The 21,580-nt window shown below is 61.8% G+C and carries 26 protein-coding genes; 11 read left to right on the top strand and 15 right to left on the bottom strand.

What is annotated here, in order from left to right:
* Nucleotides 1-87: 87 nt before the first annotated feature.
* Complete coding sequence (locus BLV09_RS32435) at nt 88-834, bottom strand: SDR family NAD(P)-dependent oxidoreductase (RefSeq protein WP_146690308.1); 747 nt, start codon at nt 832-834, stop codon at nt 88-90.
* Between the two features lie 219 nt (nt 835-1,053).
* Nucleotides 1,054-1,359, bottom strand: coding sequence for a histone (locus tag BLV09_RS32430; RefSeq protein ID WP_146690307.1), 306 nt, complete (start codon nt 1,357-1,359; stop codon nt 1,054-1,056).
* A 273-nt stretch (nt 1,360-1,632) separates the two neighbouring features.
* Between BLV09_RS32430 and BLV09_RS32425 the strand changes: the two genes are divergently transcribed.
* A complete protein-coding gene (locus tag BLV09_RS32425; RefSeq protein WP_244549221.1) occupies nt 1,633-2,049 on the top strand; it encodes a DUF2809 domain-containing protein in 417 nt (138 codons plus the stop codon).
* Here the strand turns inward: BLV09_RS32425 and BLV09_RS32420 are convergent.
* From BLV09_RS32420 to BLV09_RS32405, 4 genes are all read right to left on the bottom strand, one after another.
* Entirely contained in the window at nt 2,034-3,212 is a 1,179-nt protein-coding gene (locus BLV09_RS32420) for a winged helix-turn-helix domain-containing protein (protein ID WP_146690305.1), read from the bottom strand. The two genes, BLV09_RS32425 and BLV09_RS32420, sit on opposite strands and share 16 nt — an antisense overlap.
* Before the next feature lie 191 nt (nt 3,213-3,403).
* A complete protein-coding gene (locus tag BLV09_RS32415) occupies nt 3,404-3,655 on the bottom strand; it encodes a hypothetical protein (RefSeq protein ID WP_146690304.1) in 252 nt (83 codons plus the stop codon).
* A 140-nt stretch (nt 3,656-3,795) separates the two neighbouring features.
* Nucleotides 3,796-4,026: a hypothetical protein gene (locus BLV09_RS32410; protein WP_100386269.1), complete on the bottom strand. Its 231-nt coding sequence runs from the start codon at nt 4,024-4,026 to the stop codon at nt 3,796-3,798.
* Nucleotides 4,027-4,286: 260 nt separating this feature from the next.
* Complete coding sequence (locus BLV09_RS32405; RefSeq protein WP_146690303.1) at nt 4,287-5,690, bottom strand: caspase family protein; 1,404 nt, start codon at nt 5,688-5,690, stop codon at nt 4,287-4,289.
* Nucleotides 5,691-6,070: 380 nt separating this feature from the next.
* Here BLV09_RS32405 and BLV09_RS32400 point away from each other — a divergent pair, with 380 nt between their 5' ends.
* The 3 genes from BLV09_RS32400 to BLV09_RS32395 all read left to right on the top strand — a co-directional run bounded on the left by BLV09_RS32400 (nt 6,071) and on the right by BLV09_RS32395 (nt 7,314).
* Nucleotides 6,071-6,703 (top strand): OmpA family protein, encoded by a 633-nt coding sequence (locus BLV09_RS32400; RefSeq protein ID WP_100386267.1) that lies wholly within the window; start codon nt 6,071-6,073, stop codon nt 6,701-6,703.
* 75 nt (nt 6,704-6,778) lie between these two features.
* Entirely contained in the window at nt 6,779-6,907 is a 129-nt protein-coding gene (locus BLV09_RS38530) for a hypothetical protein (protein WP_283806804.1), read from the top strand.
* Between the two features lie 41 nt (nt 6,908-6,948).
* A complete protein-coding gene (locus BLV09_RS32395) occupies nt 6,949-7,314 on the top strand; it encodes a hypothetical protein (protein WP_146690302.1) in 366 nt (121 codons plus the stop codon).
* A 35-nt stretch (nt 7,315-7,349) separates the two neighbouring features.
* Here the strand turns inward: BLV09_RS32395 and BLV09_RS32390 are convergent, their stop codons facing one another.
* The gene (locus tag BLV09_RS32390; protein ID WP_146690301.1) at nt 7,350-7,931 is read right to left on the bottom strand and encodes a TetR/AcrR family transcriptional regulator; all 582 of its coding nucleotides are present in this window, start codon (nt 7,929-7,931) and stop codon (nt 7,350-7,352) included.
* Nucleotides 7,932-8,121: 190 nt separating this feature from the next.
* Between BLV09_RS32390 and BLV09_RS32385 the strand changes: the two genes are divergently transcribed.
* The gene (locus BLV09_RS32385) at nt 8,122-9,591 is read left to right on the top strand and encodes an MATE family efflux transporter (protein WP_146690300.1); all 1,470 of its coding nucleotides are present in this window, start codon (nt 8,122-8,124) and stop codon (nt 9,589-9,591) included.
* 13 nt (nt 9,592-9,604) lie between these two features.
* Here the strand turns inward: BLV09_RS32385 and BLV09_RS32380 are convergent, their stop codons facing one another.
* Both BLV09_RS32380 and BLV09_RS32375 read right to left on the bottom strand, forming a co-directional pair.
* The gene (locus BLV09_RS32380) at nt 9,605-10,084 is read right to left on the bottom strand and encodes a VOC family protein (protein ID WP_146690299.1); all 480 of its coding nucleotides are present in this window, start codon (nt 10,082-10,084) and stop codon (nt 9,605-9,607) included.
* A 210-nt stretch (nt 10,085-10,294) separates the two neighbouring features.
* Nucleotides 10,295-11,329: an alpha/beta hydrolase gene (locus BLV09_RS32375; RefSeq protein ID WP_244548867.1), complete on the bottom strand. Its 1,035-nt coding sequence runs from the start codon at nt 11,327-11,329 to the stop codon at nt 10,295-10,297.
* Nucleotides 11,330-11,591: 262 nt separating this feature from the next.
* Between BLV09_RS32375 and BLV09_RS32370 the strand changes: the two genes are divergently transcribed.
* Nucleotides 11,592-13,118, top strand: a complete 1,527-nt coding sequence (locus BLV09_RS32370) for an amidohydrolase family protein (protein WP_146690298.1) — start codon at nt 11,592-11,594, stop codon at nt 13,116-13,118.
* Nucleotides 13,119-13,339: 221 nt separating this feature from the next.
* Nucleotides 13,340-13,789, top strand: a complete 450-nt coding sequence (locus tag BLV09_RS32365; RefSeq protein ID WP_146690297.1) for a hypothetical protein — start codon at nt 13,340-13,342, stop codon at nt 13,787-13,789.
* A gap of 18 nt (nt 13,790-13,807) precedes the next feature.
* Here the strand turns inward: BLV09_RS32365 and BLV09_RS32360 are convergent, their stop codons facing one another.
* Complete coding sequence (locus BLV09_RS32360) at nt 13,808-14,545, bottom strand: enoyl-CoA hydratase/isomerase family protein (protein WP_146690296.1); 738 nt, start codon at nt 14,543-14,545, stop codon at nt 13,808-13,810.
* A 118-nt stretch (nt 14,546-14,663) separates the two neighbouring features.
* Nucleotides 14,664-15,188: a cupin domain-containing protein gene (locus BLV09_RS32355; protein WP_100386259.1), complete on the bottom strand. Its 525-nt coding sequence runs from the start codon at nt 15,186-15,188 to the stop codon at nt 14,664-14,666.
* A 132-nt stretch (nt 15,189-15,320) separates the two neighbouring features.
* Between BLV09_RS32355 and BLV09_RS32350 the strand changes: the two genes are divergently transcribed.
* A complete protein-coding gene (locus BLV09_RS32350) occupies nt 15,321-15,536 on the top strand; it encodes a CsbD family protein (protein ID WP_100386258.1) in 216 nt (71 codons plus the stop codon).
* 139 nt (nt 15,537-15,675) lie between these two features.
* Here the strand turns inward: BLV09_RS32350 and BLV09_RS32345 are convergent, their stop codons facing one another.
* From BLV09_RS32345 to ggt, 3 genes are read right to left on the bottom strand one after another with little or no spacing between them, the layout of a single operon-like run.
* Nucleotides 15,676-16,653, bottom strand: a complete 978-nt coding sequence (locus BLV09_RS32345) for a D-2-hydroxyacid dehydrogenase family protein (protein WP_146690295.1) — start codon at nt 16,651-16,653, stop codon at nt 15,676-15,678.
* Nucleotides 16,654-16,687: 34 nt separating this feature from the next.
* Nucleotides 16,688-17,152: an FKBP-type peptidyl-prolyl cis-trans isomerase gene (locus tag BLV09_RS32340; protein WP_146690294.1), complete on the bottom strand. Its 465-nt coding sequence runs from the start codon at nt 17,150-17,152 to the stop codon at nt 16,688-16,690.
* Nucleotides 17,153-17,196: 44 nt separating this feature from the next.
* A complete protein-coding gene (gene ggt, locus BLV09_RS32335) occupies nt 17,197-18,783 on the bottom strand; it encodes a gamma-glutamyltransferase (RefSeq protein WP_100386256.1) in 1,587 nt (528 codons plus the stop codon).
* Nucleotides 18,784-18,987: 204 nt separating this feature from the next.
* Here ggt and BLV09_RS32330 point away from each other — a divergent pair, with 204 nt between their 5' ends.
* Nucleotides 18,988-19,740, top strand: coding sequence for a rhodanese-related sulfurtransferase (locus BLV09_RS32330; RefSeq protein ID WP_146690293.1), 753 nt, complete (start codon nt 18,988-18,990; stop codon nt 19,738-19,740).
* Nucleotides 19,733-19,948, top strand: coding sequence for a SlyX family protein (locus BLV09_RS32325; RefSeq protein ID WP_146690292.1), 216 nt, complete (start codon nt 19,733-19,735; stop codon nt 19,946-19,948). Before BLV09_RS32330 ends, BLV09_RS32325 begins: the two co-directional genes overlap by 8 nt.
* 225 nt (nt 19,949-20,173) lie before the next feature.
* Here the strand turns inward: BLV09_RS32325 and BLV09_RS32320 are convergent, their stop codons facing one another.
* Entirely contained in the window at nt 20,174-20,395 is a 222-nt protein-coding gene (locus BLV09_RS32320; protein WP_100387509.1) for a hypothetical protein, read from the bottom strand.
* Between the two features lie 117 nt (nt 20,396-20,512).
* Here BLV09_RS32320 and hemE point away from each other — a divergent pair, with 117 nt between their 5' ends.
* Complete coding sequence (gene hemE / locus BLV09_RS32315; RefSeq protein WP_146690291.1) at nt 20,513-21,577, top strand: uroporphyrinogen decarboxylase; 1,065 nt, start codon at nt 20,513-20,515, stop codon at nt 21,575-21,577.
* The last annotated feature ends 3 nt before the right edge of the window (nt 21,578-21,580 follow it).

Below are 21,580 nucleotides of genomic sequence, written 5' to 3'. Positions count from 1 at the left end.
GGCTGGTCTGCGTCGCTATACTGGCGCGCGCCGAGACGAAATCGTACGGCTGCTTCAATGCCGGTTACCCATCAGCCGATGCAAGGCCTACGAAGCGGTCTTGCCTCCGTTCACGCCGATGATCTGGCCGGTGATGAACGACGCCTTGCTGGAGGCCGCGAACACGATGGCGTCGGCGATTTCCTCCGGCCTTCCGGCACGCTTGAGCGGGACGCCGGCAACGAGACCCGCCTTCCGGTCGGCGCTGCCGGTGAAGCGATCCAGCATCGCGGTTTCGATCGGGCCCGGCGCGACCGCGTTGACGCGAACGCCGAATGCCGCGGCTTCGAGCGCGGCCGATTTGGTCAGCCCTTCGACCGCGTGCTTGCTGGCAGTATAAAGTGATGCGCCGGGCGCGCCGCGGTGGCCCATGGTCGATGACAGATTGACGATGCTGCCGCTGCCTTGCTTCTGCATCACGCGCAACTCGTGCTTCATGCTCAGGAGCACGCCGAGCACGTTGGTATCGAAGGTGGCGGCATAGCTGTCCGCGGTCTGTTCCGTGATCGGGCCCGGCGTGCCTTCGGTGCCGGCATTGTTGACGGCGACGTCGAGGCGGCCGAACCGGGCGACAGTCTTGTCGACCAGGTTTTGAACGTCTTTCTCATGGCGAACGTCGGCGTGAATGAATTCCGCCTCGGCGCCCGCCGCGCGAAGCGCAATCGCCAGCGCCTGGCCGGCGTCATCGCGGCGGCCGGAAACGACGATACGGGCGCCCTCTTTTGCGAAGGCCAGCGCGGTGGCGCGGCCGATACCGGTTAGCGCGCCGGTGATCAAGACGACGGGGTGGCTCATGTAATCTCTCCTTTGCTGGCAGCAGGCCATGCCCGGCTCGCCTTTCAGCCATTACTCGCTGATGAGGCGTTTGGGGCCGGGCCGGCACCTAACCGCTGAAGTTGGAGAGAGATGTAGGTTACGGTAGAGCGCGCGAGAAAGACTTTGTGGGTTTCAATCCATGCTTTTAAGGCATGGGCGACGTTGCACCGACTGCTGCTTGGGAAAGACGGGCGACAATCATCTTCCACGTTTTCCTTTACGCGTTTTCTTCACCGTCTTCTTTGCCGATTTTCCGGCCGGCCTCTTTGCGGTTTGCTTTTTCGTCGTCTTCGCAGACTTTTTGGCGGCCTTCTTCGCTTGCTTCGCAGCGGTTTTCTTTGACCTCCCGGCCGCGGATTTTTTGGCCGGCTTTTTCGCTTTGTTCTTGCGCGCCTTCGTTACCGTCCGCTTCGGTGCCGCGCGTTTCTTCTTTCGAGCCGGAGCAGCCGCAACCGGCGGCACCATCATCGGATCGGAAACAAGGCCGTCGGCGGCGAGCGGCATGTAGGTCACGGCGCTATCCTCGGCCTTGACGGGTGGCTCTTCGGTCTTCAACGCGCAGCTGGCGGCATTGGCAGCGGTGTTGGCGATGTCCTTCACCGCGTCGGTGATCTTCTCTAAAATAGATTTATCGTTGTCCATGAAACCTCTCGCCAGCCGGCTATTCCGATCTAACCGGCGTAGAGGCTCCAGGTTCCAAATTGGGAACGCTTGGCCATTCGACGCGCTCGAAACGGCACCCGAAGGCCGAGGAGGATGGAGACTTCAGTGGTGAGGATGGTCCGCGTTTTGCTGTGCCTGTCGGTCATCGTCCTCGGCCTGGCCTTGCGCAGATTCGGGCTTGGTCTTGGGCTGCCGGCCCTTGTCGTGAAATATGGCGGCTCGGCTCTGTGGGGAACGATGGTTTTCTTTCTGGTCGCGATCGCCGCTGCCGGTTTCTCACGCCGGCGCGTCGCGCTGGTCTCGATCGCGATTGCCATCTGCGTGGAATTGTTTCGGCTCGTTCATGCCCCCTGGCTGGACGCGTTTCGGCTGACGCTTGCGGGCGCACTGCTGCTGGGCCGCATCTTCTCGCCGTGGGACATGCTGGCCTACGGCTTCGGAATCGCGGTGGGCGTGTTGCTTGACCGTCTCGTGGTGCCGGCCTTGATCGCACGCGATTCAGCGCAGCGTGCCCCTCACTCCGCGAGTTGAAACCGCTCGAAACGGTGCAGCTCTTCCTCGATGCGGCGTTTCAGTTCCTTGCGGGCGCCTTTTCGCGCGCCGTTGCCGACCCAGCTCCATTTCTGCATCAGCAATTTTCGGTTCTTGCGATCTGTCTTGAGATCGATGGCGGCGGCGATGTCGTCGCCGACCAGAACCGGTAGCGCGAAGTAGCCGAACAGCCGTTTCTCCTTCGGCACATAGGCCTCGAAGCGGTGTCCGTAGCCGAAGAAGAGCTCGGTGCGCTTGCGCTGGATGATCAGCGGGTCGAACGGCGAGAGGATGTGCACCAGTTCGGAAGCCGTATTACCTGTCATCGCCAGCGTCTCGGGACGCGCCCAGTGCTCCTGCTTGCCGGCGCCTTCGAGCGTGACCGGCACAAGCTCCCGGGCGCGCACCCTCGCCTCGATCAAGCGCCGTATCGACGCCTTGCTCGGCGCATCGAGATGGCAGATCGAATCCAGGCTGACGACGCCCTGGGCGCGAAGCGCGCGGTCGAGCAGATAGGCGGTGATTTCGCGCGCCGAGGCAGGCTTGGGCGGCCCGTTGGGCGGCTTGTCCCAGCCGAAATGCCGTGCCGTCAGCTCATAGGTCTTGAGCATGCCGCTGCGCTCGCTGATCGTGAGCGCGCCGGTGTAGAACGCCAGCTGCAGCGCCCGCTTCGATGGCTTGCGGCTGGCCCACAGATGCTCCTTGTCGGTCAGCACATCATCGTCGATGTCGCGGATGGTCAGCGCGCCGCCGCGCCGGATCAGCGTCATTACCTTGCGCGTATCGGCTGCTGTGACCGAGCCGAACCATTTATGGCCTTCGCGCTTGTGCAGCTTCATCGCCGGAATGAAGAAGCGAAAGTCCTTTGTCGGCACATAGGCCAGCGCGTGGGTCCAATATTCGAACACAGTTTTGTCGACGCTCTGGGCCTGGTACAGATCCGCACGCCGATATTCGGGAATGCGGCTCCACAGCACGTGGTGATGGGAGCGCTCGATGACGTTGATGGTATCGATCTGCACATAGCCGAGATGCTCGACCGCGGCCGCTGTCGCCTGTGCCCCCGCCCCGAACGGCGCTGACGTGTCGAGCCGCTGGGCACGCAGCCAGATGCGCCTGGCGTCGATCCTGGTCAGGGGGTGGGATTTGTCGGCAGCGGGCATTGCGGCGACAATGTAGCGAGATTCGAGCCGGCTGACAGCTGCATCACCGCTTGATGCGGGAAGGTCTAGCGTTATCTTTTTGTTTGAGCGTGATCTTTTCGGAAAACCGGTTTCCACTTTTCCGGATCATGCTCTAAAGTCGCAAAAAAGCCGCGCCGCCCGAAAGCAGCGCGGCCAATAAATGTCCTAACCTATTTCATCATGCTCATCTTCTGGGCCTTCATGTAGTGCATGCAGCCGCCGCGCATGTTGCCCTTGCTCATCTCGGCATTGGCCATGCCCATTTCCTTGCCCATGCCCATTTTGGTCGGGCCATCGGCCATGCTCGACATCATCGTCGTGGTTTTGGTCATGTTGTCGCCGGTGCATGCCATCATCGCTGCCGAAGCGGGCGCGCAGGCAAGAGCCGAAAACATGGCCGCAATGATCAAGACCTTCTTCATCAAAACCCTCCCTTGAAACGAAGCCGGCGTTTTGCCGGCTTTCGTAATACGCATTTTCTGATGACAACGTTTCCGGGGGAAATTATTTTTGTGTGCTGCAACGCAGCGAATTCAGGGCCGGGTCTTTGTCCAACCAGCGCTCAGTGTTTTGCCGGCGCGCCGATACTTCCGGTCGCCGTCTCCGGGTCGCATTGGGCCTTGCCATGCTCCGAGGCCTGGCATCTGTAAACGCTGCCGGTCAGCCGGTCGATCAGCCACACGCTTTCCTCGCTGGGACTGTCCATTCCGATGAATCGCGTGCCGATGATGGTGATCAGCGTGGATAGCAGGATGGCGGTCGCGATCATGGCCGCGCCGACCAGAACCGGCATCGATATTCCCGCACGATCCTGCGCAGCCCCGCGATACCCTTGATACTCACTATGCCGTTTCGATGACTGAAACACGATGGGCTTGCTTCACTTTCTTTTCTTGTTGAGGGGCACTCCTATGGGCGCATCTGGCCAATTTATTGTTCGCACATCGGCGCTGGCGCGACTGCTTTGCGACCACGCGACGTCATGCAGTGTCGTTCAAACGAAGAGGCGACCCAAGGGCCGCCTCTTGATCTTCACGGTTAAATTTTCAGCGTTTACCGGCGTCCGAACAATCCGCCCATCATGTGGCCGAACAAGGCGCCGGGTCCGCCACCGCCGCCGCGGTAATAATGACGGTCTCCTCCGCCGGAATGACGGGAATGGTGCACCGGCTCGTCGTCTGAAGCGTCATCGCTTGAGGCTACCCGGGTCGTGACGATCTCGGTCAACAGCGCCTTGTGTTCGAGCGAGTTGAGGAAACCGGTCTTCGGATAGCCGCGCGCCGCCTGCCAGCGGCTGATCATGTCGCGGGTCGCGGCGTCGAACTTGCCGCTGGCCTTGACGTCGAAGCCAAGGCTGGTCAGGCGGCGCTGCACGTCACGGCGCTGGCTCCTGTTGAGGCCGATCTGATCTTCGCTGGTCTGGTCGGCTTGTTCGGTGAAGGTCGCGGGATCGACGCCGGTGGTCAGGTTGCGGGTCGTGGTCGACGGGCCGTTCTGCAACTCGGCGATACGGGCCAGCGCCAGCGGCTTGAAGGTTCCGTTCGGGTAGTTGGTCAGGTAGGCGTTGAGTTCCTCCGGCTTGTTGGAGTTCTTGATCGAACGCCAGAACTCGAGTTCGACTTCCGAAGCGGCCGTGGTGGTGGCGGCCGGTGTGTTTGGCGCCTCGGTTGTTGCGCCGTCCGTAACCGGGGCCGGATTGAGATACACCGAACCGATCAGGTTAGTATGGCCCCACGGCAGCTGGCCCTTGTTGGTCTCGTCGTTGACCTGGGCGCGGACCTTGGTCATCGCCTGCTGGATCTCGACGCCGGGCTGGGTGATGTTGGCGATCAGCGCGCGGGTGAACGGGCTGTTGGTACCGCCCTGGCCGTCGAGCGCGGTCTGCCCGGGGCCGGTGGCGAATGCGATCAAGGTGCCCTCGCCCGACTTCATCTCGGCCAGACCGGACTGGACGGACAGGCTGCGGGTCGGGGCATTCGACTTGATCTTGGCGGCGAACGGGTTGTCGCGGCAGGCATCGAGGAACACCAGCTTGACCTTGGCGTCGCTCATGGTCTGGTCGAGCGTGAGGTCGATATTGATCGCGGCGCCCAGCTTGACGTCCATTTCGGATTTGATGTCGGCATCAACAGGCAGCAGGTAATTGGCGCCGTCGATGGCGATGCCGTGACCGGCATAGAAGAACACCGCGATGTCGGCGCCTTGCGCCTTCTGGCCGAATTCGAGCAGCCGCGCCGTCATCTTGTCGCGGGTGAGGTCGGTGCCTTCGACGACGTCGAAGCCGACATTGCGCAGAACCGTGGCCATCGATTTGGCATCGATCGCCGGATTGGGAAGCGCCGCCACGTTCTTGTAAGCGCCGTTGCCGACCACGAAGGCGACCCGCTTGTCGGCCTTCGCGACGGTGGCGCTGATCAGAAGTCCTGCGATTGACAGTGCAGCGATCAAGAAGCGCATGATCCGTCTTCCCTTGCAAAACCCTGGCCCGAAGGCCGCATCCGATGCGCGCAATCTGGCGCAGTTCGCTCGGGGGGGAATGTGATCCACGTCACTTAGGATTCAGGGGGTAATCGAACCGCTGTGCGGACGGACCGACGTGACCGGCACCTCGTGCGGCCAGAGACTCTGGAGACTCTCACGTGAATCCCGGCCTGCCCGGTCTTCTGCCCGACAAGATCATCGGGCTCCGCCACCGGACTGAAGTCCTTATCCCGCGCCGACACACCGGCTTTTCAAGCGGATTCTTCCTGCGTGAGCTAAATCACACTCGACGATTTGAACCTATCCTATGCTTGCACCATCAAAATAGGACCAGGCGTTACAGCGAGGATACGACAATGACCAGCTTTCATGGACTTACCGCACTGAAGGCGATTACGCTGAGTGTCGCGCTGTCGATGACAGCCGGCTTCGCATTTGCTGGCGACAACAATGTCTCGGCGGACCAGATCGTAAATGCGCTCAAGCCCAAGCCGCTGACCCGCGGCCTGTCGCAGGAGGATCCTGCAATCAAGGCCAAGGAAGTCGGTTTCATCCAGACCCTGCGCAACCGCAAGACCCGGTCGCTCTCGATGGGAGAGCGCGAGGAAATCGCCGAGATCGCATCAACCAAACCGAAGATCGATCTCGACATTCAATTTGATTACAACTCGGCGGACATCCGTCAGAGTTCGCTGCCGGACGTGCAAGCGCTCGGCAAGGCGCTTACGGATCCCAACCTCAAGGGCTCAACCTTCGTCGTCGCCGGTCATACCGACGCGATCGGCGGCGAAGCCTTCAACCAGGACCTCTCCGAGCGCCGCGCCGATACGATCAAGCGGTACCTGACGGAGAAATACGGCATCGCCGGCACCGATCTCGTCACCGTCGGCTACGGCAAGGACAAGCCGAAAGATCCGAACGCGCCGATGGACCCGATCAACCGCCGCGTTCAGGTCGTCAACATGGACACCAAGACCGCCTCGAAGTGAACAATCACAACGATCCCCTGCCCGCCGGTGTTCGGCAGGCGGGATCGAGAGCTTAAGCAAACCATTGACAGGCGGATGAGCCGGCGATCCGGGCGCCTGATCCAGATTTCAAACCAGGGGATTTTCATGAAAAAGATCGTTATCGCCGCAGCGCTTCTCGTGCTCGGAAGTTCGGCTCACGCCGGCACCTATAACGTTGCATGAATTGTTGATCGATATTTTTTCCATATGCAGGGATGATTGAGATGAAATCGCATTTCACTGATCTCGCCGTCGCAGCCTTGCTTGTCGTCGGCCCGGCTTGCTCCGGCTTCGCCGAAGATGCACCCGCACCGCAAGCGCCGGCCGCGCAAACTGCCACGCCAGCGGCGCAACCCGAAGCACCACCGCCGAGCGTGCCACATCCGTCAATCCTGCCAAAGAAAGCCGAACCTGCGACATCGTCAGCGGACGCCGAGCCGCTTCCGCCGCCTCATCGACGCTACGCCCATCATCACCGCCGCTGGCACACTTACCGGACGGCCTATTGGGAACCGTTCCCGATCTACTGGCCGCATTTCTACCACAACCGGGTCCACTGGAATCGGGTGCCCTGGCTGTTCCGCTTCTGATGTTGTTTGCGTCGCTTTGAAGCGCGCATGAACGATCAAGCGGCGTTGTCGCCGGCAAGCGCCAGTGCTGCGCTTATGCCGCTCTCCAGGATTTCATCGGATAGCTGCTTGTCGTTGACGGCGCGGGCCAATTGAAGCGTGCCCACCATCATGCCGTAAATCGCCACCGCATCGCGTCGCCGCCTGGCGGCCGAGCCCTTTCGAATTTGCGTTGCGATCAAGCTAATGAATGCGGAAATCTTGCCGGTAAATGCATCGCGTGTCGCCTTCGGATGGCGCGCGACCTCCGCAACCAGAGCCGCGGTCGGACAACCACCGCTGGGGCGATCGCGGTGGGCCGGGGACAGATAGTCCCGGATCATCACTTCCAGCCCGGCATTGGTTTTCAAGCCGGTCCGAAGTGTTTCCTCACGCCCGCGGAGCGCATTGGACAGCACCGTCCGGACCAGATCTTCCTTGGATTTGAAGTGCGAATAAAACGCGCCATTGGTCAGGCCCGCATCCGTCATGATGCCGGCTATCCCGACGGCAGCGACGCCGTTTTCGCGAAACTGCCGGGATGCAACATCGATGATGCGCTGGCGCGTTGCGTCCTTGTGTCCCTTCTCGTACCGCATGCTCGTTTCCCCGCTATCAGGTCGTTGTAGGCGCCGGCCCGGCGCCGGACCAACGCGATCGTGACCGCTTGCATTATTGAATTACGATCATAATAATGCATTATACTCATAATTCAATGGGTAGATCGAAGCTCCGCGCCGCCTCCGGTTGCGGCAGGCTCTCTGGTAATTGACGACGACAGGACGCAAAATGGAACTGAACGCAGCCGCCGCAACGCTCACCCTGGACGCGGTATCCGGCGATTCCGACGACGGCTATGCTGACGGCGCCGTTCAAGTCCGTCCCGAGGCGACAGCTACGCAAGTGCGCAATGACGAGACGCGCTCGCCGATCCTGACCGGCGCCATTGTTCCGACGCTGCTGCGGCTGGCGTTGCCGACGATGGTGGTGCTGCTGGCCCAGACCGCGGTCAATATCGCCGAAGCCTATTATGTCGGGTTTCTCGGAACCGACGCGCTGGCCGGTGTCGCGCTGGTGTTCCCGGTGTTCATGCTGATGACGATGATGTCGAATGGCGGTATCGGCAGCGGCGTCGCTTCCTCGGTGGCGCGCGCGGTCGGCGCCGGCCGCAAGCAGGATGCCGACGCGCTGGTCTTTCACGCCCTGATTCTCGCCATCATTTTCGGTGCGCTGTTCATGCTGGGCGCCATCAAGGGCGGCCCGATGTTGTACCGGGCGCTTGGCGGCCGCGCCGAGGCGCTCGACGCCGCGCTGAAATATTCCAATTATCTCTTTGCCGGTGCGATCCCGGTGTGGATCGTCAATTTGGAGGCCGCGGCGTTGCGCGGCTCGGGCAATGTCAGGGTTCCGGCGATCGTAACGCTGGTTGGCGCGCTGGTGCTGATTCCGGCCTCGCCGCTTCTGATTTTCGGCTTCGGCCCTGTCCCCGCACTGGGCATCCAGGGCGCCGGAATTGCGTTCGCGGTCTATTATTGCGGAGCGATGCTGGTGCTGCTGCGCTATATGGCGTCCGGCCGCTCCGGCCTGACATTCAGCATCGTTCCGCTTCAGGGCCGGCTATTCGTCGATATTCTCAAGGTCGGAATCCCGACCGCCATCAATGCGGTTCTTACCAACCTGACCGTTATTCTCGTCACCGGCGCGGTCGGGCTGTTCGGCACGACAGCGCTCGCGGCCTACGGCATCTCGTCGCGGCTCGACTACATCATGATTCCGATCCTGTTCGGCCTCTGCACCGCCGTGCTGACGATGGTCGGCGTCAATATCGGCGCCGGGCAGATCGCGCGCGCGAAAAAGATCGCCTGGATCAGCAGCCTAGTCGGATTGGTGCTGACCGGATCGATCGGTCTTGTGGTCGCGCTATTCCCGATGCTTTGGCTGCATCTCTTCAGCCACGATCCCGGCGTGCTGCGCGATGGCACGATCTATCTGCGCATCGTGACACCGGCCTATGCCGCGCTGGGCTTCGGCTTTGTCATCGCCTTTGCCGCGCAGGGCGCCGGGCACGTGTTCTGGCCATTCATCGCCGCCATCGCGCGAATCCTGATCGCCGCCGGCCTCGGCTGGATCGCGGTCGGCTATTTCGGCGCCGGAATGGCGACGCTGGCCGCGTTGGTGACGGCGTCGCTGGTCGCGTATGCCGGATGCTGCGCGATGGCGATGATCGCGGGTTCGGTCTGGCGTCCCGACAGGCCTTGAGGGAACGCGCGTATCAGCCGCCATTATAGGCCTTTTGAAGCGCCGCGATGTCGAGCTTGACCATCTGCATCATCGCCTGCATCGCGCGCTGCGCGCCAGCTTGATCCGGACCGCCCAGCAATTTGAGGAAGATCGATGGCACGATCTGCCAGGACACGCCGTAGCGATCCGTGAGCCAGCCGCATTGCACGGCCGCGCCGCCATTGGACAACAAGCCGTCCCACAGACGATCGACCTCGGCCTGATCGGCGCAATCGATCTTAAACGAGATCGCAGGCGTATATTCGATCCGCCGGCCGCCGTTCAGCGCCATATATTCCTGGCCTGCGAGCGTGAACTGAACCACCAGCACCGAGCCCGCCTTTCCGGCGGGACTATCGATCGTGTTCCGCTGGATTTTGTCGATCCGCGAATCCGGCAGCAGCGAGACATAGAATTTCGCGGCCTCCTCGGCCTCGCCGTCGAACCACAGGCAGGGTGCAATCTTGGACATCGGTAAAGCTCCTTGCGTTCCATTGCGTTCGCCCCAAGGACGAACGGACGCTCGCTGATCCGACAGCCGGCTTCGGATTTTTTGTTCGTCATTCCGGGATGGTCCGAAGGACCAGACCTCAGATGCGCAATTACGCATCGGGGAATCTTGCGCGACAAACCTCTGGATTCCGGGTTCGATGCTCTGCATCGCCCCGGAATGACGATTGCCTCACGTCGCGATCGGTGCCGGCATGGTGAGGAATGACCGGGCGACATGCCAGAACAATTGCCGGTTGGTCGCGAGCGTCACCGAATGCGCGGTGCCCGGCAAAATGATGAACTGGCGGTCGCCATTCGGCAGCAGATTGAAGAATTCCTCGATGTCGGCAACGGTGGCGATCCCGTCATATTCGCCGCGCACCAGCAACACCGGCGACAGCACCTTGTCCGGATGCACCACCGGCAAATTGGCGGTCATGTCGAGATAGGTGCCGGTTGGAATCTGGTCGCCGAACTGCATTTCCGCATCAGCCAGCGCCTCGACGGCGGCAGGATCGCTGGTGCCCGGCTTGTCGCGGGTCGCGATCGAGCGGATCATGTCGCGGTCGCGCTTGCGCATATTGTGGGTACGGTAATAAGCGAGTTGCTCGGCGCGCTTGGCCAGCGTCGGCGACCCCTCTCCCTTGTAGGTGAAGGCGGCAAGCACCAGCCGGTCGGCGCGGTCGGGCTGCGCCATGGCATAGGCGCCGGCGCGCAGCGCCCCAGAGGACTCGCCGAGGAAATGGAATTTCTGCCGGCCGGTTTCGCGAATGACGACTTCCGCTGCCGCTTTCAGATCCTCGACACCGCTGGCGATGTCGGCATTGCCCGACGTCCGCCCCGACTTGCCGTAATTTTCATGATCCATGGTCCAGCAATCAAAGCCGTAGCGGGCGAACTCGTTCATAACAGAATATTCGCCATGGCCGGGTACGTTGAGATCGAACGACCGTGAAGTCACCGACGAGCCGTGAACAAAGAACACGACCGGCCGCGAAGGCTCACCGGCTTTCGGCTCGCCCAGCCGCTTGCGAAACATCCACAAGGGAATATCGCCCTTCTTCGCCCAGTATTCGCTGCTCCAGATTTCGCCGCCCTCGGTCGGCGCAGCATCGGCGCTTTGCGCAAGCAGCGCATCCGCCATTCCGCCGGCGACAAGACCCGCTCCAAGTCCGGCCCCCTTGATCAAAGCGCGCCGCGCCAGCGGGCGGTCGAGATGTTTCATGGCTTCCTCCAATCACTTCTGTTTCTGTTTGTTTCTTCGCCAGCTTCGTACGCCATTTGGATGCGCCATGATGCTGCGTCTTGAAAGTGACGCGAATGTAACATGCGATGCGCAGTTTGGAACGATGCACTGCAGCGCGACGCGCGCATCGAAAATACGCGATGATGATAAGGAGGGGCTTGCCCAATGCGAATACAGGTCTAGTCTCCCGGCCGTGCAACCGGAGCCTTCATCGCGGAGCACAAGCCAGGGAGAACAAGCCGTGAGCAGCCAACTGACCGAAGCCGAACTCGCCGCATTGATGCCGTCGGAACTGTGCCAGTACCAGACTCCGATCCCAACCCAAATCGTGGCAAGCGACGAGTTTTATCCCGACCCGCAAAACGAACGGCAACGCGAAGTCGAGGCGCGGCTGCTGGCGATGGCCGACGATCTCGGCGGCAAGCAGGGCCTGGACCGCCGGAAATTCTTCCAGAGCGCGGCCGGCATGGCCGCATCCTTTGTCGCGATGAACGAGGTTTACGGCGCGCTGTTTGACGCGACGCCGGCGGAAGCAGCGACACCCGCGATGGCCCAGGAGCGCGCCAACGCGCTGAAGGACCAGTTCATCATGGACATGCACACCCACTTCCTGCGCGACGATACCCGCATCACCACCTTCGTGGACATGCGCAAGGCGGTCGGCAAGGCCGGCTGGAACAAGGAATTGAGCGACCACGAGCAGACCATCGAGGATCTGAAATTCAACAACTACAAGAAAGAGATGTTTCTCGACAGCGATACCAAGATCGCGCTGATCTCGTCGGCTCCGTCAGACATCGAACAGGACTGGTTCCTGACCAATCAGCAGATGGCCGACGCGCGCAAGAAGATCAACGACGAGGCGGGGTCGCGAAGGCTGTTCTGTCACGCGATCTTCACGCCGGGACAACCGGGCTGGCTCGACAAGCTCGACGCCGGCCTCGCGCTGAAACCGGAATCCTGCAAGGGCTACACCATCGGCGACAACACCCATAAGGAGATCAGCCACTTTCCGTGGCGGATGGACGACGAGAAGGTCGCCTATAAGGGCTACGAGAAAATGGTGAAGGCAGGCATCAAGAACGTCTGCATCCACAAGGGGCTGTTCCCGCCCGGCATCGAGAAGCAGTTCCCGAACCTGCGCGGCTTTGCCGACGTCGCCGACGTCGGTCAGGCCGCCAAGGACTGGCCGCAGCTCAATTTTGTCATCTATCACTCCGCCTATCGTCATGTCGGCGGCGACCCGAAGCAGGCGCTGGCCGAGTTCGAGCGCACCGGGCGTATCTCCTGGACCAGCGATCTTGCCGACATCCCGGCGCAGTACGGTGTCAACAATGTTTACGGCGACGTCGGCCAGTTGTTCGCCACCACGCTGGTCGCGGAGCCGAATGTCTGCGCGGCGTTGATGGGCACGCTGATCAAGGGTCTCGGCGTCGATCACGTCTGCTGGGGCACCGACGCGCTGTGGACCGGCGCGCCGCAATGGCAGATCGAGGGCTTGCGCCGCCTCGAAATTCCGGAAGTCATGCAAAAGCAATTCGGCTTCGCCCCGCTTGGCCCTGCCGACGGCCCGGTCAAGACCGCGATCTTCGGCGACAACAATGCGCGGCTTTACAACATGCAGCCGAAGCGCGCGATGCTCGACCTCAAAGGCGACCGCTTTGCGATGATGAAGACGGAATACGAAAAGGCCGGACCGGAGCCGTCAAACACGCGCTATGGCTATGTGGTGCCGAACGGCCCGATCGATCACAGCGTGTTTGCGTAAGTGAGGCTCTCGTGCCCCGGACGCAGCGCAGCGTGAAACGATACGCTGCTGATCCGGGGCCCATGCTGCAATCGAAACAAGCGTGGATCCCGAGGGCGCTTTGTCTGTTCGCATGACGATGTTGCATCACGGGTCCGCGAAAGGCGCAGAGTCCGGCATTTCGTTTTGATCTACGATGCAGCGGACTTTTCAAACCGCTGCGCCTGGTTATGATCCCCTGAATGGACGCATCGCTGATCTCGGGTTTTGCAGCGTTGGCCGGCGCCGCCATTGGAGGTCTGACCTCGGCGACGGCTGGCTGGCTCAGCCAGCGTTACACGGCGCATGCCCAATGGGTTGCCAACGAAAATCTGCGCCGGCTGGACATCTATCGCGATTTCATCGAAACCGCCTCGAAGTGCTACATCCACGCGCTCCAGCACGACGAGCCCGATATTTCAGGTCTGGTCGGGCTTTACACCAATATTTCGCGCATGCGGGTGTTGTCGGCTGCCGAGGTCGTTGAAAAGGCCGAACAAGTCGCGCAACGAATCCTCGATACCTATACGGAGCCGGACAGGAGCTTTGCCGAGCTCCGAAGTATGGCGAGAAACCATGCCATCGACCTCCTCTATGACTTCAGCAATGCGTGTCGGCTGGAGCACGAGCATTATCGCCGCCGGCAACTCTAGCGCGGCAGGGGGAAGCAATTACCTGCCCTTGAATTGCGGCTTGCGCTTCTCCGCGAACGCCTTGACGCCTTCCTTCAAGTCTTCGCTGGTACGAATCGGATCGAGGATCCGCCGCGCCTCGGCGACAGTCTCCAGCGGCCCCTTCGGCATGGCGTCGCGGGCGAGCCTCTTCAGCCCCTGCACCACCAGCGGCGCATTGCCGGCGATCTTGGCCGCCATTTCCTGCGCCTGCACGAGATGCTGGCCGTTCGGCACGACCTTGTTGACGAAGCCGATCTGGTAGGCGCGCTCGACGGAAAGCTCTTCGCCGACCAGCAGAAACTCCATCGCGATCTTGTGCGGCATGCGCGAGACCACCAAGGAAATGCCGCCGCCGGTGGTGCCGATCCTGGCCTCGGGATAGCTAAAGCGAGTCGTTTCCGAAGCCACGCAGAGGTCGGCCATCTGCACCAGCACGAAACCGCCGCCGACCACCCAGCCTGAGGTCGCCGCAATCACCGGCTTGTCGAGATCGACGCCGAGCCCGGGCACCGCGTGCCACATGTCGACCGGAAAATCATTCACATCGGCGCCGACGCAAAAATACTTCTCCTCGCAGGAGGCAAGAACGGCCACACGATCGTCACTGTCACGAAATCGCAGCCAGGCCTCACGCAGCTCCTTGCACAGCGCGTTGTTGAGCGCGTTGTGCACGGAAGCGCGGTCCATGGTGATGGTCGCGACGTGGTCTTTGCTTTCGTAACGGACGAGTGTCATTGGCCCCTTCACCTGCTCCGTCATTCCGGGACACGCGCTTTGCGCGTGGACCTGGGATCTGGATTTTGTGGCGCGAGATTCCGGGTTCGCGCTAACGCGTCGCCCCGGAATGACTTCGTCACTTCGTCTCCGCGGGATCGCGGTGCACCGGGTCGATCCACAACACCGTCTCCGGCTTTTCCACCGGCTCGATGTCGAGATTGATCGCGACCGCCTGGCCGTCGCTGCGCACCAGCACGCATTCCAGCACCTCGTCGCGGCTGGCGTTGATCTCCTGATGCGGCACATAGGGCGGAATGAAAATGAAATCGCCGGGGTTGGCTTCGGCCGTGAATTGCAGATGTTCGCCCCAGCGCATCCGCGCCTTGCCCTTCACCACATAGATGATGCTCTCGAGATGGCCATGATGATGCGCGCCGGTCTTGGCGTCGGGCCTGATGGTCACGGTGCCCGCCCATAATTTCTGTGCGCCGACGCGGGCGAAATTGATCGCGGCCTTGCGGTCCATCCCGGCCGTGGACGGCACGTTGGGATCGAGCTGATCGCCCGGAATGACGCGGACGCCGTCATGCTTCCAGCGGTCGTGATCGTGAGAATGATCGGCATGATCGTGAGAATGGGTGTGATCGTGAGGGCCTGTCATCGTGTTGCTTTCCGAAAAAATGTTCCGTCGAAAGGTAGCGAAAACCTCGGCCGCAAACCAGTCGAATCAAGGAACCGTTGGCGCATGGGGGACTTGTTCTTGCAAGCTTAACACTTCCAAAGGAGAGTTCCCATGGGTGCAACCACAGACAAGGTTAAAGGCGCCACCAACGAGGCGATCGGCAAGGCCAAGCAGGGCGTCGGCGAAGCCGTCGGTTCCGACCGGTTGCAGGGCGAAGGCGTGATTCAGGAAGTCAAAGGCAAGGGCCAGAAGGCCGTCGGCGACGCCAAGGAAGCAACCAAGGACGCCGTGAACAAGGCGGCCGACGCAGCCAACAAGAATCTCTGATCGACAAATGTTGGCGAACTGCAAAGACCGGCCCGTTGGGCCGGTCTTTTTTTAGCTCGTCGCACCCGCTCTCGTGGATGAACGGGACGAGCCCGGCCATGACGGATGTGCCAGCAAGGTTACTCCGAACGCGACCACCCTATCGCCTGCCGATGGCCTCCGGATTGACGACGTTGATCGGTGCACCCGCGGCATAAGCGAGGATCTGGTCGAAAATATCCGTGAACTGGATTTCGTATTCGTCCTGCGAGACGTAGCCAAGATGCGGCGTGCAGACGACGTTGTCCATATTCAGCAAGGGATCATTGACGTCACGCAGTGGCTCCTTCTCGTAAACGTCGATCGCCGCCATGCCGGGCCGGCCAGCGCGCAACGCATTCACCAGCGCGTTCGGCGCGATCAGACCTGCGCGGCTGGTGTTGACGATCAGCGCTGACGGCTTCATGCGCGCGAGATCAGCCGAGGTGACGATACCTCGCGTCGCGTCGACCAGGCGCATGTGCAGCGAGAGCACGTCGCATCGCTCGAAGAAAGCGTCCTTGCTGCTTGCAGTCTCATGCCCATCGGCGCGCGCCTGCGCGAGCGCCTTCTCGCGCGCCCATACCAGCACGTTCATTCCGAATGCCTTGCCGTATCCGGCGACGACGGCGCCGATCCGGCCATAGCCATAGATGCCAAGCGTCTTACCGCGCAGCGTATGACCGACGCCGATCTGCCACTTGCCGGCCTTTAATGCCGCCATCTGCTGCGGGATCGCGCGCATCGCCGCCAGCACCAGTCCCCAGGTGAATTCGGCGGTCGCATAGGATGGCGTATCGGCATGCTGGCTCGACGACACGATGATGCCAAGCCGGGTGCAGGCGTCGATATCGATATGCGGATAGACGCTGCGCTGGCTGATCAGCTTCAGCTTCGGCAGCCGCTCCAGCAGCGGCGTGCGTATCTGCGTCCGCTCGCGGATCAGCACCAGCGCTTCGGTGTCGGCGAGACGCTCCGCCAGCACGTCGACATCCTGGACGTGATCGTTCCAGATCTTGACGTCATGTCCCGCAAGCTTTGCGAAGCAATCCAGGGTGCGCACCGTGTCGAAATAATCGTCGAGGATTGAAATCTTCACGACGCGCATCCCTCTTTCACAGTGGCCCTGCGAATTATTTTACGCTGAGCAGTTCGACGTCGAAAATCAGCGTCGCGTTCGGCGGGATCACGCCGCCGGCGCCGCGGGCGCCGTAGCCGAGTGCGGGCGGAATGATCAGCGTGCGCTTGCCGCCGACCTTCATGGTGGCGACACCCTCGTCCCAACCGGCGATGACCCGGTGCTGTCCGATCGGGAATTCGAACGGCTCGTTGCGGTCGACCGAGCTGTCGAACTTCTTGCCCTTCTTGCCGTCCTCATAAAGCCAGCCGGTATAGTGCATGACGCAGGTCTGACCGGGTTTCGGCGACGCGCCGGTGCCGACGGTGGTATCGATGATCTGCAAGCCTGAAGCTGTGGTCATGGGTTTTCCTGCGGTCTGGGCCAACGCGCCGGACGGCGCAACAAAGAGAGAGACGCCAGTGATGCCGATGGCAACGGCAAAGGCGAGCGGAAGAATTTCAAACTTGAGACGTCGCATCTTTCAGCGTCCTTTGTGAGGGAGAGAGGCCGCGGGCCGTTCGCTCAATATCCAAGCGCGCAGCCGTCCTTGCGGGGATCGGAGCCGCCCGTGAGCGTGCCCTTCTCCCAATCGATCCAGATCGCCTGACCGCCGCCGAGTGGGGAGACCACACTGGTGGTCTTGTGCCCGAGCTTCTTCAGGCCCTCGACGATATCAGCGGGTATCCCATCCTCGAGCTGATAGACGCCTTCATAATGGAGCCCGCGTGGCATATCGATGGCTTCCTGCACGTCGCAGCCATAATCGAGAATGTTGGTCAGCACGTGGGTCTGCCCGACCGGCTGATATTGGCCGCCCATCACGCCGAACGGCATCACCGCGCGGCCGCCCTTCGTGACCAGGCTGGGGATGATCGTATGCAGCGGCCGCTTGCCCGGCGCGATGCAGTTGGGATGGCCGGGCTGAATGCGGAAACCGCCGGCGCGGTTTTGCAGCAGAACACCGGTCTTGTTCGACACGATCGCCGAGCCGAACGAATGGGCGATCGAATTGATGAACGAGCAGACGTTGCGATCCTTGTCCACCACGGTGATGTAGACCGTCGAGGGATTCATCGGCGGCGCTATGTTCGGCAGATCGATGACCCGGTCCATCCTGATCTTGCTGACGTGCTCATCGGCAAAATCCTTGGCCAGGATCCTGACCACGTCGACGTCGACCTGGGCGGGATCGCCGATGTATTGCTCGCGCATCATGTAGGCGATCCGCGCGGCTTCGGCTTCGAGATGAAAACGCTCGATGCTCACAGCCGGAAATTTCGTCAGGTCGAAGCGCGAGAGGATGTTGAGCATCACAAGCATGGTGATGCCAGGCCCGTTCGGCGGGCACTGCCAGACGTCATGGCCCTTGTAGATGGTGCCGATCGGAATCGTGGTCTCGGTGGTATGACCAGCGAAATCGTCCAGCGTATGCAGGCCACCGATGCCGCGCAACGTCTCCACCATGTCCTCGGCGATGGCGCCCTTGTAGAACGCGTCACGGCCGTCTTTCGCGATCGCCCGCAAGGTCTTGCCGAGCTCAGGCTGATGGATCACGTCGCCGGCGACCGCGGGCTTGCCGTGCGGCAGCAGATAGCGCTCGGTATTGGTGCCGCTTTTCAACTTGTCGAACTGGTTCTTCCAGTCGAACGCGATGCGGGGAGCGACGACATAGCCCTCCTCCGCCGCCTTGATCGCCGGCTGCAGCAAGGTATCGAGCCCGAACTTGCCGTGATCGCGCAGGATGACCTCCCAGGCGTCGATCGCGCCCGGGATGCTGACCGCATGGGCCGAGGTCAGCGGCACCGAATGGATCTTGCGTTCGAGATACCATTCCGGTGTCGCCGCCATCGGCGCGCGGCCCGAACCGTTATACGAAACGATCCTGCCTTCACCCCTGGGCTGAACCAGCGCAAAACAATCGCCGCCGATGCCGGTCGATTGCGGTTCGATCACGCCGAGCAAGGCGCACGCCGCAACCGCAGCGTCGGCCGCGGTGCCGCCCGCCCGCATCACCTCGATCGCCGCGAGTGCCGCCTGCGGGTGCGACGTCGCCACCATTGCGTTCTGCGCGTGGACCGTCGATCGGCCGGCGAGATGGAAATTCCTCATGTCAAATGGCTCACTCTAGCGTTGTTTTTGCGGGATCCTGTGGGCATCGGGCCCGGACGGGCTGGAGGAATTACTTGGCATATTCAGGGGCTGCGGGGCAATGCTCGCAAGGGAATGCTGGCAATGCGGGCGGCATTGCCTCCCTGGCGCATCCCCGCGAATGCCGGGGTTTTCGGCCTCCCGCAGGCCTGATAAACCCCCGCCATGCCGTATGACGTCGCCGCCTTCTATCAATTCGCCGCATTGCCGGACTTCCGGGAGCTCCGCGAACCGTTGCGGGCGATCTGCGCCGAACTGGAGCTGAAAGGCAGCGTGCTGCTGGCCCATGAAGGCATCAACGGCACGCTGGCGGGCCGCGACGGCGCCATGGGTGAATTCATCGGGGAATTGCGCCACGGGCGGCTGTTCGGCGGACGGCTCGACAACCTCGAGCTGAAATTCTCAAAGGCCTCCGCGATGCCGTTTCAACGCCTGAAAGTCAGGTTGAAAAAGGAGATCGTCACCTTCGGCGATGCCGATGCCGATCCGACGCGGCAGGTCGGGGTCTATGTCGACCCTGCCGATTGGAACGCGCTGATCACAACCCCGGACACGCTGGTGATCGACACCCGCAATGCGTTCGAAGTCGCCATGGGCACATTCGCGGGCGCCGTCGACCCGGGCATCGCGCGTTTCGGGGAGTTCAAGGATTTTGCCGCGCGGCATCTCGATCCAGCCAGGCATCAGAAGATCGCGATGTTCTGCACCGGCGGCATTCGCTGCGAGAAGGCGAGCGCGTATCTGCTCTCGCAGGGTTTTGCCGAGGTCTATCATCTCAAGGGCGGCATTCTCAGATATCTCGAAGGCGTCCCCGAGGCGGAGAGCCGATGGCGCGGGGAATGCTTCGTGTTCGACGAACGCGTTGCGCTCGGCCATGGGTTGCGGGAGCGTTCAGTGAAGGATGATTGCGATGAGTGACCTCAAGACGCTCGGCGACCGCATCGATACGCTCGAAAGCCGCCTGATGTTTCTGGATGAGACCATCGAGACGCTGAACCAGACCATTACCGATCAGTGGCTCAAGATCGACACGCTGACACGCCAGCTCGCCAGTTTACACGCGCGCCTGCAGGAAGCCGAGGCGAATGCTCCGGGGGCCGCGAACGAGCGGCCACCGCATTATTAGTGCGGCACGATTTAAGTAACAGGTTTTAAGTATCACGGTCTGAAGGCTTCACAGCCTCACTGCAAACCAGATCACGACCACGACGATCGCCACAACGATTACGCTCCACACCAGGGGCGTAACCCGTTTCGAGCTTCCGCTTCGCGGAGAGTCGTTTGGAGCGTGGTTGAATTCGCGGCTCATCTGGACACCTGCGAACAAGGAAGGTCTGGAATCAACGCCAGCCTATCGAAACACGGCCTTGACCTTGGTCCAGAGCGAGTCGTCTTTCGCATGGCGATCATGGGTCGACTTCGCCGGTTGCGCAGCGCTGACGGGATCCGACGCCGGAAAACTGCCGATTAAGCCGGCATCGAGTTTCGCGTGCATTTCCCGGTCGGCCGAAGTGGCCTCTCGGGGGTTGTCGGCGTGCTTGTCATGCGGCGCGGGATCGAATTTTCCAGCCAATTTCTCAACCATGGCATCCTCCAGGCTGAGATAACGCTCCCCCTGGTTGCAGGTTCCACCTCCTGCCTTGGCCAAGCCGGCATCAACAGTGTATCAGGAACCGGATATCGCCTCTCGATGACAGCGGACAGCTACTTGACCCAAATCTCTCCCGTAAAACCCTTTCTTGAAGTGCTTTCCGGTCGCCGGCAGCCGGTGCCGCCGATCTGGATGATGCGGCAGGCCGGCCGGTATCTGCCGGAATATCGCGAATTGCGCGCCAAAGCAGGAGGTTTTCTCGATCTGTGCTTCACGCCGGAATATGCCGCCGAAGTCACGCTGCAGCCGATCCGCCGCTTCAACTTCGATGCCGCGATCATCTTCTCGGATATTCTTGTCATCCCCTACGCGCTCGGCCGCACCGTGCGCTTCGAGGCCGGCGAAGGCCCACGGCTCGATCCGCTGGATACGCCCGACAAGGTTGCGACGCTGGCCGCGCACGCGGATTTTACCAAGCTCGAGCCGGTCTATGAAGCGCTGCGGCGGGTGCGCCGCGAGCTCGATCCCAAGATTGCGCTGATCGGCTTCTGCGGTGCGCCGTGGACGGTTGCGACCTATATGGTGGCCGGACAGGGAACGCCGGATCAGGCGCCGGCGCGGATGATGGCCTATCGCCATCCCGACGCGTTCGCCGCGATCATCGACGTGCTGGTCGAGAACTCGATCCAGTATCTGCTGGGCCAGCTCAAGGCCGGCGCCGACGTGCTGCAAATTTTCGACACCTGGGCCGGCGTGCTGCCGCCGCGCGAATTCGAGCGCTGGTCGATCGACCCGACCCGGCGCATCGTCGCAGGCGTGCGCGCGAAGGTGCCGGATGCGAAGATCATCGGCTTTCCCCGCGGCGCCGGCGCCATGCTGCCGGCCTATGTCGGCGCGACCGGCGTCGACGGCGTCAGCATCGACTGGGCGACGGAGCCGTCATTGATCCGCGAGAAAATACAGACCCGCGTCGCCGTTCAAGGCAATCTCGATCCGCTTGTGCTGATCGCGGGCGGTGCTGCGCTCGATCGCGCCATCGACGATGTGCTTTCGAATTACGCCAGCGGCCGGCTGATCTTCAACCTCGGCCACGGCATCCAGCCGGAGACGCCGATCGCGCATGTCGAACAGATGCTGAAGCGCGTGCGGGCGTACAAGGGATAGGGC

The organism is Bradyrhizobium canariense, from assembly GCF_900105125.1.
GTDB classification, from domain to species: Bacteria; Pseudomonadota; Alphaproteobacteria; order Rhizobiales; family Xanthobacteraceae; genus Bradyrhizobium; species Bradyrhizobium canariense_A.
This window is presented reverse-complemented; position numbering and strand designations above follow the sequence as displayed.